Below are 17,977 nucleotides of genomic sequence, written 5' to 3'. Positions count from 1 at the left end.
AGCATGAAAATCGCAAAAGAGAATCGCTTGGATCGTGCTCATGCTTGAGATAGCCGAAGCCTGTCACGGTGTCCCACTCTCCCGCCTCGGATGTCCGGGGCTCAAATCCTGTGAGATTCGGCGATGATTCTGATGAGCTTGCACCATGTCGGGATCCTGGTCCAGGAAATCGCCAAGGCCACGGAGGACTACGTGAGGCGCTTCGGGTGTGAGGTACGAAGTGAGATCATCCACGACCCCAACCAGACCGCCTTTGTCCGGTTCCTCAGTCAGCCGGGCGACTCGGTCTTTCTGGAACTGGTCGCACCCGACAGTGCGGACAGCAAGCTGTCGAATGCGTTGAGCAAGGGAGGGGGCCTCAATCACCTCTGCTATGCCGTCACAAATATCGAAGAGGCCTGTCGTGAAATGAGGCCACGCGGGATGTTTCCAGTTCAGGCTCCGATGGCCGCCGTGGCGTTCCCGGGTCGGCGGATCGCCTGGCTGATCGGCCGGGACGGTATCCCGATTGAACTGGTGGAACGGGGACCCAGTGGTGAGATTTGAGGCCCTTGGCTTCGGGATAGACCGCCAAGCGTTTGGCGACGCATCAGGTCGTCGATTGACCGTCTGAAAAGTCCTCTCCGCATTTTGCAGCTCTGACGGGTGACCGTTTCTAACCCGGTACGTAAGTTCTGGGTCCTTCCTCGAAGCCGCCGCCCGCGCCTGTGCAATTATCCTCGCCACAGCGGGGATAGATTCTGAAAAAAAAAGAATGAGATGCGGACTTGCTTGTGCAGGGCGAGGGGCGAATTTTTTTGCAGAAATATTGGGAATTGCAGAGATGGTATCATGAGGAGTCACTGCTGATGGCCGAGACGAAAATGACGGTCTGTCAGGTGTTGTTCACCCTCATGCATGGAGGTGCCGAAGTGCTGGCGATGCGAATCGCCAGACGGCTCTCCGGCCAGTTCCGGATGACCTTCGCTTGCTTGGAAGGGCTCGGACCATTAGGCGAGCAACTCCGTAGCGACGGTTTTGATGTGCAAGTTTTTGCCCGTCGGCCCGGAATTGACTGGCGATGTGCGAGCCGGCTCGCCGACCTGTTTCACCGTGAACATGTCGACGTTGTTCACGCCCATCAGTACGGGCCATTCTTCTATTCCGCCCTGGCTCGCCATTTCGGGGCTCACATGCCGATCGTCCTGACCGAGCATGGCAGGGCGTTTCCTGACAACACCAGCCGCACGCATCATTTCGCCAACCGCCTGCTCCTGCGACGACGGGATCGGGTGGCCGGTGTGGGCTGCGAAGTTCGTCGTGGCCTGATCGATAAGGAAGGGTTCTCCGCCGGTCGGGTTCAGGTGATTTACAACGGGATCGATCTGTCCCCTTATGCGGGCGAAGCACCCGACCGCGAGGTGGTCCGGCGCGAGATCGGCGTGGCTCCGGGCGACCTCCTTGTCGCTCATGTCGCACGCCTTGAGGCGATCAAGGATCATGGCACTGCGATCAGGACGCTTGAGCAACTGATTCGCATCCAGGGCAATGCCCGTCTCGTCATCGTCGGTGACGGCCCCGAAGCCGGGCGGATCGAGGCGATGATCCGGGATCGGGGATTGGAGGCCCATGTTCGGATGCTCGGGCACCGTCTGGATGTGCCGAAGCTGCTCAGGGCGGCTGATCTAGCCCTGTTGACCAGCGTCAGCGAGGGAATCCCGCTGTCGCTCATCGAGGCAATGGCTGCGGGCCTGCCCGTGGTGTCGACCCGGGTCGGCGGTGTGCCTGAAGTGGTCGAGGAGGGGCGAACCGGCTTCCTCGCGCCCGCCGGAGACTCGGTGACATTGGCCGGCCACCTGGCCCTGCTGGCCGGGGATCGGGACCTTCGCACGCGATTGGGCCGGGCCGGTCGGGAGCGGGTCTGGGCCATGTTCTCCGAGGACCAGATGGTTGCGTCGTACATTCAGATCTACCGTGAAGTCGCCGGGCAGAGGGCGGTAGGCGACGAGCGGCAGCCACAGACCTTGGCATCGCAGGGGGCCTAGGCGCATGTGCGGATTTGCAGGATTTCTCGAGTTCAGCCGAGTCATGAATGCCGACGCATTGACGGCAAACGTGCTCGGCATGGCCGACATGTTGCACCTTCGTGGCCCCGACGACCGTGGGGCCTGGGTCGACGCTGAGGCGGGCCTGGCCCTGGGATTCCGCCGACTGGCGATCGTCGACTTGACGCCCGAGGGGCACCAGCCGATGGTCTCCGCTGGGGGCCGCTACGTTCTGGCCTTCAACGGTGAGGTTTACAATCATGCCGAACTGCGCCGCGAGTTACAGGCGGCCGGAACACCATCGTTCCGGGGCCGCTCCGATACCGAGGTCATGCTGGCGGCCTTTGAATACTGGGGGCCGGTCCGGGCCCTCGAGCGCTTCGTGGGGATGTTCGCCTTCGCGCTTTGGGACCGCTGCGAGCGGACTCTGCGACTTGCTCGGGATCGGATTGGCGAGAAGCCGCTCTACTTCGGAAGGTCAGGCGGAGGGTTTGTCTTCGGGTCCGAGTTGAAGGCGCTACGGGCTTTCCCCGGCTTCCGGAGCGAGGTCGACCGCGAGGCACTGGCCCTCTATATGAGATTCGGGTACATCCCGGCCCCCTATTCGATCTACCGGGGAATCCAGAAACTCCAACCTGGCACGAGCCTGACGATCACCGAGACCGGCGTCATCTCCGATCCGGTGCCCTACTGGTCGGCCCGCTGCATTGCCGAAGCCGGGGCCGCGTCGCCGTTCCAGGGGACCGACGAGGAAGCGGTCGACCGGCTGGAAGAGCGACTACGGGAGGCGGTGGGCCTCCAGATGGTGGCCGATGTCCCGCTCGGGGCCTTCCTCTCCGGTGGCGTCGACTCCTCGACGATCGTTGCCCTGATGCAGGTGCAGAGCTCGCGCCCGGTCAAGACATTCACCATCGGTTTCGAAGAGGCGGGGTACGACGAAGCACGTTATGCCAAGGCGGTCGCGCGCCACCTTGGGACTGAGCATACCGAGTTATACGTCAGGTCGACCGAGGCGCGGGAAGTCATCCCGTCGCTGCCAACAATCTATGATGAGCCGCTTGCCGACTCGGCGGCGATCCCGACTTACCTCGTCTCCCAACTGGCCAGGCGCCATGTGACGGTCAGTCTCTCGGGCGATGGCGGCGACGAGCTTTTCGGGGGCTACGACTGGTATCGCCGAACGGCCAGCGTGTGGGGAAAGGTCCGACGGCTGCCGAGGTCGCTGCGAGGGTCGACCTCCAAGATTCTCGCAGGGCTTGTCACGAGCACGGACCACACGCCGAGATTCGCTGTTGGCGCGGGGCGGTTCAATCGCTTGGCCTCATCCGAACAGTTACACAAGCTGGCGGCGCTTCTGAAGCGGTCGACCGAGCCTGAGGATGTCCACTGGAGCCTGCTCTCGAACTGGGAGGGCCGCTCATCGGTCGTACTTGGGGCAGCCGAATCGGTCCCCACCCCACCAGGCTGGAAAGCCTGCCCGGGACTTGGCAACGTCTCGGGCAGGCTCATGCTGACGGATTTACTTACCTATCTCCCGGATGACATCCTTGCCAAGGTCGACCGGGCCAGCATGGGAGTTAGCCTGGAGGCGCGAGCGCCCTACCTGGACCACCGTGTCGTCGAACTTGCATTCCGTTTGCCGACGGCTCTCAAGCTTCGCGATGGGCGCGGGAAGTGGTTGCTTCGCCAGGTGCTGGATCGGCACGTTCCGCGCAGTCTGATCGAGCGGCCGAAGATGGGATTCAATGTCCCGATCGGTGCCTGGCTGAGAGGGCCGCTCCGTGACTGGGCCGAAGGGCTGTTGGAAGAAGGGCGGCTCTGTCAGGAAGGGTTCCTCAACCCCTTGCCGATCCGCCGGAAATGGGCGGAGCACCTCTCCGGCGTCCGGGACCGGGGGGACCACCTGTGGCATGTCTTGATGTTCCAGGCGTGGCTGGCGGCCTGAGGCCCTTGCCCGGAAACCTGTCACGGCGGGGTTTTCTTTGGTGAGGACTATTGATGATCGGCACCCATCAATTGCGACGGATCGCGGTCTTTGTCGGGAGCGACAACACTCCCTCCACGATCGAAGACGTGGAGCGGATCGCGCGAGCCTTCCCTCACTGGACGATCACGGTCTTCCAGGAGAAGACTCGACGTCGCTGGAGCCTGAACCTGAGGGTGAATCGACGCCGGGCCGTTCCGGAACCGACATCGCTCGACCTCGCGGGGCATTGGCCTAGGCCCGTGCCTCGCTCTCCGGGGAGCCCGGTCGGCTTGCCCGAGGCTCTCGACCGGATCGACCTGCCGAACATTCACTACCGGCTCGTCCCGTCACTTCACTCCTCCGCAACACTCAGGGAAGTGAGCGAAGCAAGACCGTGTCTGGGCATCGCGCTTGTGGGGCCGATCTTTGAACATGAGCTTTTCGAGATCCCGAAGTACGGGACGATCAACATCTCCAAGGGCCTGCTGACGGACCATCCAGGGATTCCCACCGGGTTCAGCGAGATCCACGACGGTGTGGAGCGAACCGGTGTGAGCATTCAATGGATGGGTTGCAGCCCGAAGACCGGCGGGCGGATCCACCAGCGGGCCCTTGAAGTCCCGCCCTATACGACGCCTGTCGGTCTTCGTTTCGCGCTCGATGCGCTGGGGACTGAGGTCCTCCTCGAGGCGTTGAGGCAACTCGACGATGGGACGGCAACGATTATTCCGCAAGCTAACGGCGCAAGTCCTCTGAGCCGGCATCCCTCGTCGGTCATGGCCCGAGATGTCCGCCAGCGAGTCCCTCTTTCGAGAAGGCTGCGCAGTGTTATCAAGGTCCTTGCGCTACTTGGCTATGTCTATCTCTATGTCCCACCCCGTAACCTGCTTCGTCGACTGACTGGGAGCTCTCACGTCAGCGTGCTGCTGTACCACCGGGTCGATGACGGCTTCCTCGATACGGTCACGGTCGGTGTGGAACAGTTCGCCCGACAGATGAGCTTGCTGGCTCGGCGGTACGATGTGCTTGACCTGCCCGAGTTCCTGGCCAGCCTCGGGCGTCCGCGCCGGCGGCCCGCTGTCGTCCTGACGTTTGACGATGGCTATGAGGACAACTTCCAGGCCGCCCTGATCCTGCGACGACTGGGACTGCCCTGCACCTTCTTCCTTTCGACACGCATTGTGGGCACCCCCGATGAAGCGTTCCCACACGACATCAAGCGGCTCGGTCGCCGGGTCCCTGCGCTTTCCTGGGACCAAGTCCGGCTCATGCAGTCCTGGGGCTTCCGCTTCGGAAACCACACTTGCCGCCACGTCAATCTGGCCGAGGTGCCCGTGGAGGAGGCGGTTGCCGAAATCGTGACGGCGTCGACGGACCTGGAGCGTGAACTCGGCGACTCGAAGACGATTCGGGTGCTGGCTTATCCCTATGGAAAACGGATGGACATGTCCGATGAGGTCCGCAACCGGTTAGGAAGTCTGGGCTGTACCCATTGCATGTCGGCCTACGGCGACACGAATCCTCCGGATTTCAAGGCGATGAACGTCCTGCGACAAGGAGTAGATCACTCGTTCAGCGACCTGCGGTTCTTGTCGGTTGTGGAAGGCTGGAAGGTTTAACGGGCACGGCTTGACGCCGGTGCTTAAGACCTTGGGGGGGACCGATCTTTATGAGAGTCTCCGTTGTCATTCCGCTTTACAACAAGGCGAGCTACATCCGGCGTGCGCTTGACTCGATTAGGGCGCAGACGTTCGGCGAGTATGAGGTGATCGTCGTCGACGATGGCTCAACCGACGAAGGCCCGGTGATCGTTGAATCCGTGAACGATCCTCGGATTCGCTTGATCTCTCAGGCCAATTCCGGTCCTGGTTCGGCTCGCAACCGAGGGATTCAGCAGGCTAAGGGGGAATATGTTGCGTTTCTCGATGCGGACGACGAATGGCTTCCCGAGTTCCTCGCACGCAGCGTTTCGTTGCTTGACAACCTAAATCCCGGCGTAGCCTCGGTGACTTCGGCGTACTTTAACCTTCCGGAAAATCAGTCCTCGGTCCCGCTCTGGAGAGGACGTGGTTTGGTAGATGGCTTGTACCGAGCTGGCCCTGCCACATCTCCGGAGTCGCTTTCTTCCGTGCTTGCGTATATGTGTCCATGGTCGACCGTGGCTCGCACCGAGGTGGTACGCCGCTGGGGAGGATTTTTCGCGACCGGGCGTTGCCTCTTTGGCGAGGATAGCTTCCTGTTCCTCAAGATGCTGTTGAACGAGACGGTCGCGATTAATTTGGAGCCGCTTGTTGCCTATCACCGAGAGGCCTCGGCCCTGAGCCTTGGGTATCGCGCACCCCGGTCCATCGAGCCCATTTTGAGTCACGCCAATCTGGTTCGTACGGTATGCCCGGACGCGCTGCGTGAGGTGCTCGACGAGGTTTTATCCCGCCGTGCCGAGAAGACCGCTTGCATGCTCGGGTACTGGGGCCGGTGGCGCGAAGCTCGAGAGTTACGGAAACAATTCCGCATGGGGAAGTCCTACAGCTTTCTCTGGTCCACGATGGCCAGCGTCTGTGCCAGCCCCCTTGCGACTCCTCTCGGATCTGCTGTGCGGCTGCTGATCGCCTTGAGTCGACCATTCGAGTCGCGAAAACATCTCCCAACTTCAACCGTCGGCGGGGTAGCCACGCGATGATCTTCGGGCATCCGGCGGCCTCGTTGTAATTCGGGACTCGCTCACACTGGCATCGTCTGTGGATGGGAAGCGGACCGACGTCGGGACCAATACGTTGCGGACGCATTTCGACCCAAGGATGGGGGGCCTCTGAACCGTGACCCGGAGAGGAATGAGCTTCGATGAAACGAGAGGCAGCGATGATGACGCTAGGATCGATGGCGGTGCCACGGCGGTCGGCACTTTGCCTCCGGTGCGAGATAGTCACGGACCTCGCCCGCCTCGAGGCCTTGGCCGAGCCTTGGGACGAGCTTTGGCAGGCAGGCCCGCGCCCCGACATCTTCACGACGTTTGCTTGGGTCCGCGCCTGTCTGGACATCCCAAGCCCACGGCGGACACCCTGTGTCCCGGTGGTCTTCAAGGGCGACCGTCTGGTGGGTTTGCTCCCCGTCGCCCTTGAAGGGCGGATCCTGAAGTTCATCGGGCACGGATATTCAGATTACAACGATTTCCTCTCCGATGGAACTGAGACCGCCGCATCGCTCGAACTGGCCCTCCGCACACTCCTCGATTCAGGCCTCAACTGGAAAGGGTGCGTCCTGGAGAATCTGCCCGAGACCTCTCATTTCCTGGCTGTATGCTCGTCCTTGGCCGCAAACCTCGGACCCCGGCTCACGTTTCAGCCGGGCGGCGTCTGCCCGGCCCTGGTCTTGGCCGGCGACCGCCACGCGCTTCTGGGTGAAGCGTTGAAGAAGGGAAAGACGAGGTACTATCAGAACAGGCTACGAAAGCTGGGCAAACTCACGTTCCGCCACCTAGAGGATCGGGAAGAGATCCGCACGCATATTCCTGATTTTTTCCGTCAATACCTCGCCCGCAGGACGATGGGCGGTGACGCCGAACTCACTCGCCACGCTTGGCTACTCGCGCTCTGCGAATCCCTCGTCGAACGGGTCGACCCTCGCACTTTACTCCGGTTCGCGATCCTGGAATTGGACGGCCGGCCGATCGCCTATCACCTCGGCTTCGAGTCGCACGGCCGACTGATCTATTACAAGCCGACCTTTGATCTCGATCACTGGGACAACTCGCCGGGACAGGTCCTGCTTCGCGAGCTTCTTGAGTATTGCGGTGACCGGGGGATCGATGAATTCGATTTCTCGGTGGGCGACGAAGACTACAAGAGCCGCTACGCCAATTGTACGCGCACCAATTACACGGCAAGGCTCTTTCCAACCACGTCCCGGGCTCGGGCGTTCCGTTTCGGTCAGGGGGTACGGGAATGCCTTCGAAGATGGCCGCGCCTGGAATCCATGATGCGATGGGCGGACTCGGAGAGGAAGGGGCTAGTGGCGTCCCTGCAACGCGGCCTGTCCCGTCATGGGGCCGTCGGGGTCGGCCGGCGTGTCTTCACCAATGTCTTTCGTGCCGCGGTCTACGCTCGTGACGAAGTACTCGTATACTCAATCGATCATCGGTTGCCCGTGACGGATCGTCGGCCGATTCGCTTGCCAGATGGGATTGTCATCGAGTTGGGGACGCTTGCGAGTCTGGCGGATCTGGCGGGCGATTACCCCGATGTCTTCAACACCGCCCGACTGCATGACTTTCGGGAGCGGCTTCGGCGGGGCGATAGGTTGTTCATCGCACTCGATAAACAGACGGTCGTCCATGCGTCGTGGGTCGGGATCCGGAGCGAAATCGTGGCGACTCACGAGTCGGGCGCCGACTGCAAGATCGTGCTCGATGAGCCTGGAGCCGTGATCTACGATTGTTGGACTGCCCCGCTTGCCCGTGGTCGGTCGATCTATCCCGCCGTTCTGTGTGAGCTCATCGAGCGGGGACTGAGAGACTGCCAAAGCGTGTGGATCTACTGTCTCTCGGGAAATGATAAGTCGCGTCGCGGAATCGAAAAATCGGGATTCCGCTTATCTTTTCGGTTCATCCGGACCCGGTTTCTGCGTCGGGGGGAACGGAGCCGGGTCAGCGCGTCTATCGCTGATTCCTGACTCCACGCGTGACCCTCTGACTTCGCAGGGCCACGACCAAGAGCCTTGATTTTTGTTGCGGAAGACGCAGGGCGATCCCCCCCATGATGATGGTGAAGAATCCTCTTGTACCACTCGACTCATCCATCGAGTCCCAAGGATTCACCCATGATTCAAGGATCTGGTGAGGATCGCCTCCGAGTTGGGAGGCGTACGGTCGTCGCGCACCTGACGGCATCGCCGTTCTTCGGTGGCCCCGAAAGGCAGATGATTGGCCTGGCCACCAGCCTACCGGCCGACGTTCGATCCGTCTTCCTCGCTTTTACCGAGGGGGGACGAGCCCGGCCGTTTCTGGAGGCGTTGTCATCAGAAGGTGTCGAGGCCTTGGAGCTTCGTGAGAACAAGCCACACTATCGCGCGGCGGTGCACGAGGTGGCCAGGCAACTGGTAAGGATCGGCGCAGATGTACTCTGCTGCCACGGCTACAAGCCCGACATCCTTGGCTGGCTGGCCGCCCGTCAAGCTGGGATTCCCGTGATCGCAGTCTCACGAGGCTGGACGGCCGCAACGGTGAAGGTCCGGTTCAATGAGGGTCTGGACCGACTCTGCCTTCGTGGGATGGACCGGGTTGTCTGCGTCTCGGAGGGCCAGGCCGTCAAGGTGCGCTGCGCGGGCGTCTCGACCGACCGGGTGATCGTCATCCGCAACGCGATCCGGGCCGCGCGGTTTGACTCTGCTGATCCGGCCGATGGAGTTTGGCTCCGAGGTCTTTTCCCCACGCCGCCGTCACGTGTGGTGGGTGCCGCCGGGCGGTTGAGCCCTGAGAAGGGATTTGGCGTGCTCGTGGAAGCTGCCCGCCGAGTTGTGCGGGAGAACTCGGACGTTGGGTTCGTGATCTTTGGCGATGGTCCGTTGCACGCAGATCTGGAGCGCCAGATTGGCGAGTCCGGCCTGGCCGATCGATTCCTCCTTGCAGGATTCCGTGACGATCTCGACCGGATCATCCCGCATTTTGACTTGTTCACGCTCCCTTCCTTTACCGAAGGCCTGCCGAATGTGGCCTTGGAGGCATCGGCCGCCAGCGTGCCTGTCGTGGCCACTGCCGTGGGAGGAACGCCGGAGGTCATCGAGGAAGGGGTCAATGGTCGCCTGGTGCCTCCAGGCGACGCGGCCGCCCTGGCTGACCGCCTCCTCGACGCCCTGCGCGATGACGAGGGGCGGTGGTCGATGGGCAGGCGTGGGCGGCAACGTGTTCAAGAGCAGTTCACCTTCGAGGCTCAGGCTAGCCACTATCACCGGCTCTTCGACGAGCTCACGAGTCTCGCTCCGGGCTATCATCACCCCGCCGTCGGGTGAGCGGGGGACAACCCCACTTTGCTTTCGCTCAGGCCCATCCCGCCAAACGGGATTGCCCGCCCGTCCAGCGATTGAGGGCGTGGCATGCCCTCACTGGCGAACGCTCCAGGAGGTGGGTTTGCAAAGCCACGATGGTGTGGCCGTATGCACAACCCCTTGGTAGGCCGTGTTCGCTCTTGAAGTGCTTCATCGCGCTTCCTGTCTTTGCTGCGCGACTCCGCATCGTTGTTCGGAAAGAACGCGATGGATTCCGAATAGCACGCCCCTGTTCTACCCCGGCGTTCGACTTCACAAATCATGACCTCTCACGGTTGGCCTCCCGCGTCTCTTCCTGATTGCAGGAGCCTCGAATGTTTGATGCACCAATGAATCGGAGAGCGTTTCTGGGAGGGGCTCTCGCCTTGGCGGGTGCTCCAGCCCTCCCCCATACCCCTCGGCCTTCGGCGGACGTGCCACCAATTCCGCAACTCGCCCGTTGGTGGGCGCAGATGATCAAATTCGGGAAGACGCACGCTGCAAGCCTGAAGGAGACGAATGGTCCGCTTGACCCGCTGCTGGGTGCCACCTACTACGATGCGCAGCGGGTCCTCTTGCAGATCGCCGACTTCTCTGCTGATCGCTCGTGGCTGGTCGCCGCCGACCACGCCATGGCCATTTACCGTGACCGGTACGTCCTGGCGAACGATGGAAAGGTGCCCGGCTATTGGATCTTTCCGCACGGATTGGCAATGCACTACCAGCGGACGAAGGATCCGAAATCGCGTGAGGCGCTTGTTGCCTTGTCGCAAAATGCGGCCTTCGCCTCCGACTCCGCGCCGGCCGCCTGGTCCCAGAACGTCGCGATGAGCCGGGAAGTGGCCTACAACATCCACAATCTGATGAAGGCCGAGGAGGTGGGCGAACCGCATCGGCCTCGACTTCGCCTGCTCGTGGACCAGGCTCTGGGACACATCGACCAGTGGTTCATCTCTCGGACGGCTCCTTTCCACCAGCCGTTCATGTTCGGCCTGACTGCGGAGGCCTTGATCGCCTACCACGCGAAAACGGGCGACGCGCGGATTCCCGAAGCCATCCGGGTCGGCGCCGACTGGCTTTGGAAGAATACCTGGATCGCCAAGTCAAGGGCATTTCGATACGTCGATCACGAAGCGAAGGGAGTGGGGGGGCCCGAGCCTGCGCCCGACCTGAACCTGCTCATCGCCCCTGCGTTCGCCTGGCTCTATCGGCGGACGGGCAATGCGATCTACCGCGACCGGGGCGACGCGATCTTCGCGGGTGGGGTCGACCAGGCCTGGCTCATCGGCGGCAAGCAGTTCAACCAGAACTACCGCTGGAGCTTCGATTACGTGACGTGGCGGACCGAGGGTGATCGGTCCGTCGATCCGAACCGGCATCGAGGCAATGGCAAAGGATAATATCATGCTCGCAATAGCATTTTGGTTGTGCGTCGCGTGCGTCGTTTATCCCTATCTTGTCTATCCCCTGATTCTCGCGGGCCTTGTCCGGAAGCGGGTCCGTCTCGTCCCCCATGGAGGGGGCCATAGGCCATCAGTCTCGGTGGTGTTGACCGCCCGCAATGAGGCAGCTTCGATCGGCCGCCGGGTTCGCGAATTTGCTGCGTTGATCGCCGAGTCAGGCCAGCCTGGAGAGATCATCGTGGTTTCCGACGGATCGACCGACGGCACGGCCAACGCCGCGAGGGCCGCTGGTGTAGAGATCGTCCGGGTCCTCGAACTGCCGGACAACGTGGGCAAGGCCGCGGCTCTGAGCGCTGGCTGTAACGAGGCTTTGCATGAGGTCCTGGTCTTGGCCGACACCCGGCAGACCTGGGCCCCGGATGCGCTGGAACGCCTGTTGGAGAACTTTGCCGATCCGACGGTTGGTGGTGTCAGTGGCCATCTGATCCTGGAGTCGGGTCCTGGCATCTTGGCCGGCGTGGGGCTGTACTGGCGGTTCGAGAAGTGGTTACGCCGGACTGAAAGCTGCCTGCACTCGAGCATCGGACTGACTGGGGCGATCTGTGCGGTTCGACGCGGCTTGTTCCGGCCCATTCCTCGCGGGACTCTTCTCGACGACGTCTACTGGCCGTTGCTGGTGGTGATGCAAGGCTACCGCATCGTCCATGATGAACGCGCTCGGGCCTTCGATCGACTGCCCGACCGGGTCCGCGACGAGTTCCGCCGGAAGGTTCGGACGCTTAGCGGCAACTTCCAACTCCTCATTCGGCTCCCCTCTCTCTTGATCCCTTGGCGGAACCCAATCTGGTGGCAGTTCGTCTCGCACAAGCTGGCCCGGCTCCTCGTTCCTTGGACGTTGTTGGGGGCCCTCGGCCTCGCTGCTGTGCTTGAGGGTCCGCTCTACCGCGCTCTCTTCCTAATCCAGGTCGTCACTTACCTGGTTGGCTTGGCCGGGGTGCTTGGCTTCGGGACACGGTCGCGGGCCATCTCGGTCGCGTCGTCTTTCCTCGTCCTTAACACCGCAGCGTGGATGGCGTTTTGGGTCTGGTTCTCAGGGCGGGCGTCGCAAACCTGGGGTAAGGTGGCGTACGAAGCACCTGGTGCAGGCTTCCTGGAGGATGCGGTATGAGCGCCGAATTGATCGATCTCGCGACCGAATGGACTCCCTACCTCAAGCGCTATCGCGGTGGCGAGTGGCGGGATCGTATCTTCCGGGATCTGGTCGCCGAGGAGGCCCGATGTCTGGGTGGCGGCCCAACGATCTTGGACATCGGCTGCGGTCGCGGACTTGACGGCAGCGTCCCTCTGCAGCGATCGATCGCGGACTTGGCAGGCCACTATATCGGGATTGAGCCGGATCCGGAGATTCCACTTGCCAGTCACTTTGGCGAGACCCACCGGACCCGGTTCGAAGAAGCCCCCATCAGGCCAGGCTCGATCGACCTGGCCTTCGCCGTGATGGTGCTGGAGCACCTCCCCTCGCCCTTGCCCTTCTGGGAGAAGCTCTTCGAGACCTTACGCGTCGGCGGAACCTTCTGGGCCATGACCGTTGACGGTCGCCATCCCTTTGCCCAGGCCTCTCGATTGGCCGATCGCCTGCGGTTCAAGTCGCGTTACCTCGACTTGCTCCACGGCGAGCGAGGGGTCGAGCGGTATGAGGACTATCCCGTCTACTATCGGACAAACACTCCGGAACAAGTCCGTCGCCATGCCGCCAAGTTCCAGTCCGTCGAATTTATCAACCTCTCCCGAGTCGGCCAATGGAACGCTTACCTGCCGCGACCGTTACGTCCGCTCGCGGACTTTTGGGATCGCCGCGCGATCCGTTACGAACGGCCGGGAACCTTGCTGCTGATCCGTGCCGTGAAATGAGTGAACGCCCATCGCGAGGAGTGTTTGTGAATTAAGAGTCAATGAGAAATGATGTGCGAATAGTGCTGTGGGTTTATGGAATGAGAACGACGGGGCAAGGACGATGTCCTTGCCCCGTAGGTCTACCGAACAGAAACATCAGAGCCTGGGGGGGGCAGGCCGGCAAGCAGTGGGTGGCCACTGCCTGCCGATACCTCCGCGAAGTGGGTTAGTTGCCGAGCGTCGGTTCGGCCCTCCACTGCACGTAGGCGAAGCTCCAGCGGTAGTTCTGGTTGAACTGTTTGGCTCCCACGAGCCAGGCCTGATCGACTCCGCCTGCGAAGATCGCGTCGCCCCGATCGCGGTACGTCGTGTCGCCCGTCTGGTGGTACAACCACCCGAAGGCAGGGGCGATGAGCAGGTTCAGGTCGGGAGCCGCCTCAGTACCGCCCGAGCCGTCGGGGGCCGTGATGTTGGTGTACTGGAAGGCGCGGGCGCTGGCGTTCCAGCAATTGGCCCAGATCCAATCCAGGGCGGTGCGAATCGCTGGGAGCACCCGGCTATCGCCCGTCTGGGCTTGGTAGGCGATCAACGCTTCGCAGGTCAGAGCGACCATGAACGGACGCACATAAGTGGCCGTCTTGGAGACAGTCCATTGATCCAGGTGTCCCAAGGCCTGGTTTGCCAGCAAGTCGGTCCGGGCGCGATGTGGCCCACCGAGCGTTTCGGCGTTGACATTGGCCAGAAGGCTATAGGCCACCTCACGGCTGAGGTACCAAGGGGCGGTATCGCTTGCCGGGACGGAGTCGCCACCGTACATGGCTGACGCCATGGCCAGAACGGCGTCGCGGGAGGCGGTGTTGCCGGTGCGGCGATAGTTCTCCAGGAGCCCGTTCGTGAAGTTAAAGTAGCCCGGGACATTTCCCTTGTTGGGAGTCACATAATTGTCACGGTAGATCCTGAGGGAGTCGTTGACCGCCGTCAACCACGATGAGTCCCCGGTGTAGTCGGCGATCTGGTAAAACACCCGTGCCGAGTCGTAGTAGGTCGCGCTGAGGGCTGCATCACCGGTGGCCGAGTGAAGCTCGGCGGCGGCCTGCCGGCCGTACTGGATCATCTGAGACTGCCATTTGACCAACGCCTTGTCATAGAGGGCCGAATCCGTAGGGGGCGTGGTTCCTCCAGGCTTGGTTACGGTGACCACGGCTGTGACCGCGGAGCTGACTGCGCCGTCCTTGTCGGTCACGGTCAAGGTCGCTGTGTAGGTCCCCGCCGTTGTGTACACATGGCTCGGATTCGTCAGGTTCTTGCCGGCGGCATTGGCCGTGCCATCGCCGAACGACCAGGTGTAGGTGAAGCCGGCCGCCGTGTCGACCGAACTCGGATCGGTCGCCGAGCCCTTGAAGGTGAGCGACTGCCCCGCCGGGGTTGTGTAGGGGCCGCCTGCAAATGCGGTCGGAGCAACATTGGCCACGGTCACGGTCGCCGTTGACAAAGCGGTCCGGCCGGTGGAGTCAGTAACACGGAGTCCGACCGTGTAGGTGCCGTTATCCGGGAATGTGACGGAGACGTTCTGGCCTACCGTCGTGTAGGTCCCGTTGTTGCTCAGGTCCCAGGCATAGGTGTAGGGGCCGGTTCCGCCGGTGGCCGTTGCCTTGAGAGCGGTCGCTGAACCCTCCTTACCCGTGTAGGTCCCGCCTGCGGAGGCGGCCAGCGGCGGGGGAGCCGGTGGTGAGATCGTGATGATGGCGGAGGAACCCGGGCTGGTCGCCTTGTCCTTGTCGGTAGCGGTGACGATCACGGTATACGTGCCTGCCGCCGCGTAGACATGGCTCGGGTTCGTCAATCCGAGCCCGCTGACTTTTGCCGATCCGTCACCGAAGTCCCAGGTGTAGGTGAACCCGGCAGCGGTGTCGATGGGACTGGGGTCGGTGGCCGAGCCCTTGAGGGTGAGCGATTGCCCCGCCGTGCCGGTGTAAGGTCCGCCTGCAAATGCGGTCGGAGCGACGTTGGCCACGGTCACGGTCGTCGTCGACAATGCGGTCCGGCCTGCAGAATCGGTGACGCGGAGTCCGACCGTGTAGGTGCCGTTATCCGGGAACGTGACGGAGACGTTCTGGCCTACCGTCGTGTAGGTCCCGTTGTTGCTCAGGTCCCAGGCGTAGGTGTAAGGGCCGGTTCCACCGGTGGCCGTTGCCTTGAGAGCGGTCGCTGAACCCTCATTGCCCGTGTAGGTCCCGCCCGTGGAGGCGATGAGCGGCGGGGGAGCCGGGGGTGCGATGGTGATGATGGCGGAGGAACCCGGGCTGGTCGCCTTGTCCTTATCGGTAGCGGTGACGATCACGGTATACGTGCCCGCCGTCGCATAGACATGGCTCGGGTTCGTCAGTCCGAGCCCGCTGACTTTTGCCGATCCGTCACCGAAGTCCCAGGTGTAGGTGAACCCGGCAGCGGTGTCGATGGGGCTGGGGTCGGTGGCCGAGCCCTTGAGGGTGAGCGACTGCCCCGCCGTGCCGGTATAAGGTCCACCCGCCTGTGCGGTCGGAGCGACATTGGCCACGGTCACGGTCGCCGTCGACAGCGCAATCCGGCCTGCGGAATCGGTGACGCGGAGTCCGACCGTATAGGTGCCGTTATCCTGGAATGTGGTGGAGACGTTCTGGCCTGCTGTCGTATAGTTCCCGTTGTTGCTCAGGTCCCAGGCATAGGTGTACGACCCGTTCCCGCCGGAGGCTGTCGCCTTCAGTGTGATCGCCGATCCTTCCTTGCCCGTGTAGGACACGCCTGCGGAGGCGGTCAGCGGCTTTGTGGATGCTGGGGCGATGGTCACAGTGGCGATGCTAACGGGGCCGGTGGCTCCGTACCTGTCCGTCGCGGTGACGAAGACCCTGTATGTGCCCGCTGTCGCGTAGACATGGCTCGGGTTCGACAGTCCGAGCCCGCTGACTTGCGGCGAGTAGTCACCGAAGTTCCAGGTGTAGGTAAACCCAGCCGCGGCGTCGCCGGGATTCGGGTCGGTGGCCGAGCCCTTGAACGTCAGCGCCTGACCTGCCGTTCCTGAGTAAGGACCACCCGCCTGTGCGGTCGGGGCGACGTTGGTCGCCTTCGAAGCGACCGAGGAACTGATCGTCCCAAGATTGAACGAGTACGAACCGACCCCTGTGGCCAAGAGCTGCCGCTCTTCCAAGGCCTCAACCCGCAGTCGGAGTTTGACTCTCGAGGCTCGCTGGTCTTTGCTCTTTCGCGTTTGCAGGAAACTCCGCCAAGACGGCTTCATCATCCAAACGTCCTCGCGTTGCGAATCAAGACGGGATAGGAACTGCTTCGGGGTGGGGAAGTCTCCCCGAGTCCAGAAGCGACACTGTGATGCGGACGCAAGCCAGAGCCGAGGTCCGAACCCACCTCTCCAGAGAGGAGTTGGGGGGCGACTCAGAGACGCGGTTGAGTTGTCGTGGACCGGGCTGATGAAACGAAAAGGAATAGAACTTACGGAAGAACGTCTCTACTAATCAGTTTGAGGTCGTGCTCAGGTGTTTGAACTCAAGCATGTAAAACTGGCGACGAGCGAGATTTCCCGAATGCGGACAGGGCCCGCCGTATGCCGCGAGTTTTCCTCAACGCCGTTGCGTGGAAATTTCGGCCTGGGGTGTCCGGGTTGAGGACAACGCGTAGCCGTCAGGCTTCCACTGAATTCTCCTCCATGAAACAAGGGGCTGTGCTTTTCGGTGGTGATTGGCGACGAATGCCGCGAATCTTCCTGCTCGGAGACCGAAGTCGACCGTAATTCTCGTTGGATGAGAACCACGACTGGCTATCTATTTGTCGGATAAGAATTATCTAATCGAAGGGTGGGCCAGCTAAAAACGGGCAATCCTATCCCAACAGACGGAATCGTCACTGCGTTAGGGGACGAGCCGGTTAAAGCTCTTCCTGTTACGTCGAGAAAGATTGCCTGCAGAATTGTAGGAAAGACCGATTCGCAAAGTCAATGCTGTACAGATGCGAAATCGTGATTTTGTTGTCGAAGCCGGTGATCGTAGGCCATTGCGTTACGCCAGGAGGCCACGAAGGCTAGCGTCCGCCAGGAAAACTGCGTGAGCATGCGAGCGTCCTTCTGGAAACGAACATCAGCAATGGCAAGGGAAACGCGCCTTTGACATCGATGCCTCCCCTCTCACCGCTCGGTCGATCCGCGAAGGTGACTCGCACGTTGAGGAAGCAAAGCCGATTCAGGCCTCGAGTCGAACCATTCCTCCGTTCTGCTTTGATATCTCAGGCCGATCTCGGTTTTCCGGCAGCTTAGGTCGGCAGGCGACCTCGCCTTACGGGTCAAATCTTGAAAATCAGGTTAGTTGGTACGGGTTGAGACGCCGGTCAGGAATGACCAAGCCTCGGATGAGATCGCGGCTCGAGCAAAGCGAACCGCGACTGCGATACTCATACCATAGTCTACAAATTCAGGTTCGTACAGATCACTCTGCAATTTTGATTACAAGAGATGAGCAGACGCTAGTTGTGACACGGAATAAGTGTTTCGAAGGGGCCTCGTGTTACTGGCCCCATCGTGAGCGATTTGAAGTGCCGTTGTGAATGAAGCGGATCGCTCTTCGGCTGACGGAACTCGAAGATATGGCTAGATTTGTGAGAGCCGCCGTGCGCGAGATACGGGGACTTGC

General features: G+C 61.8%; 11 protein-coding genes. 10 read left to right on the top strand and 1 reads right to left on the bottom strand.

The window, feature by feature from the left end; genetic code table 11:
* Positions 1-132 precede the first annotated feature (132 nt).
* The 10 genes from SINAC_RS12195 (at position 133) to SINAC_RS12150 (ending at position 13,322) form a co-directional block, all read left to right on the top strand.
* Positions 133-546 (top strand): VOC family protein, encoded by a 414-nt coding sequence (locus tag SINAC_RS12195; protein ID WP_237722552.1) that lies wholly within the window; start codon positions 133-135, stop codon positions 544-546.
* 302 nt (positions 547-848) lie between these two features.
* Complete coding sequence (locus tag SINAC_RS12190; protein WP_015245938.1) at positions 849-2,024, top strand: glycosyltransferase; 1,176 nt, start codon at positions 849-851, stop codon at positions 2,022-2,024.
* A gap of 4 nt (positions 2,025-2,028) precedes the next feature.
* Complete coding sequence (asnB, locus tag SINAC_RS12185; RefSeq protein WP_015245937.1) at positions 2,029-3,969, top strand: asparagine synthase (glutamine-hydrolyzing); 1,941 nt, start codon at positions 2,029-2,031, stop codon at positions 3,967-3,969.
* A 53-nt stretch (positions 3,970-4,022) separates the two neighbouring features.
* On the top strand, positions 4,023-5,609 hold the full coding sequence (locus SINAC_RS12180; RefSeq protein ID WP_015245936.1) for a polysaccharide deacetylase family protein: 1,587 nt from the start codon (positions 4,023-4,025) through the stop codon (positions 5,607-5,609).
* A gap of 50 nt (positions 5,610-5,659) precedes the next feature.
* Positions 5,660-6,670: a glycosyltransferase family 2 protein gene (locus SINAC_RS12175; RefSeq protein ID WP_015245935.1), complete on the top strand. Its 1,011-nt coding sequence runs from the start codon at positions 5,660-5,662 to the stop codon at positions 6,668-6,670.
* A 161-nt stretch (positions 6,671-6,831) separates the two neighbouring features.
* Positions 6,832-8,658, top strand: coding sequence for a GNAT family N-acetyltransferase (locus SINAC_RS12170; RefSeq protein ID WP_015245934.1), 1,827 nt, complete (start codon positions 6,832-6,834; stop codon positions 8,656-8,658).
* A gap of 147 nt (positions 8,659-8,805) precedes the next feature.
* On the top strand, positions 8,806-9,993 hold the full coding sequence (locus SINAC_RS12165) for a glycosyltransferase (RefSeq protein ID WP_015245933.1): 1,188 nt from the start codon (positions 8,806-8,808) through the stop codon (positions 9,991-9,993).
* A gap of 350 nt (positions 9,994-10,343) precedes the next feature.
* Positions 10,344-11,408: a hypothetical protein gene (locus SINAC_RS12160; RefSeq protein WP_015245931.1), complete on the top strand. Its 1,065-nt coding sequence runs from the start codon at positions 10,344-10,346 to the stop codon at positions 11,406-11,408.
* A 4-nt stretch (positions 11,409-11,412) separates the two neighbouring features.
* Complete coding sequence (locus SINAC_RS12155; RefSeq protein WP_015245930.1) at positions 11,413-12,579, top strand: glycosyltransferase family 2 protein; 1,167 nt, start codon at positions 11,413-11,415, stop codon at positions 12,577-12,579.
* The gene (locus SINAC_RS12150) at positions 12,576-13,322 is read left to right on the top strand and encodes a class I SAM-dependent methyltransferase (RefSeq protein ID WP_015245929.1); all 747 of its coding nucleotides are present in this window, start codon (positions 12,576-12,578) and stop codon (positions 13,320-13,322) included. Before SINAC_RS12155 ends, SINAC_RS12150 begins: the two co-directional genes overlap by 4 nt.
* Before the next feature lie 208 nt (positions 13,323-13,530).
* Here the strand turns inward: SINAC_RS12150 and SINAC_RS12145 are convergent, their stop codons facing one another.
* Positions 13,531-16,581 (bottom strand): PKD domain-containing protein, encoded by a 3,051-nt coding sequence (locus tag SINAC_RS12145; RefSeq protein ID WP_020466274.1) that lies wholly within the window; start codon positions 16,579-16,581, stop codon positions 13,531-13,533.
* Between the last annotated feature and the right edge of the window lie 1,396 nt (positions 16,582-17,977).

This window comes from Singulisphaera acidiphila DSM 18658 (assembly GCF_000242455.2).
GTDB lineage: Bacteria > Planctomycetota > Planctomycetia > Isosphaerales > Isosphaeraceae > Singulisphaera > Singulisphaera acidiphila.
This window is presented reverse-complemented; position numbering and strand designations above follow the sequence as displayed.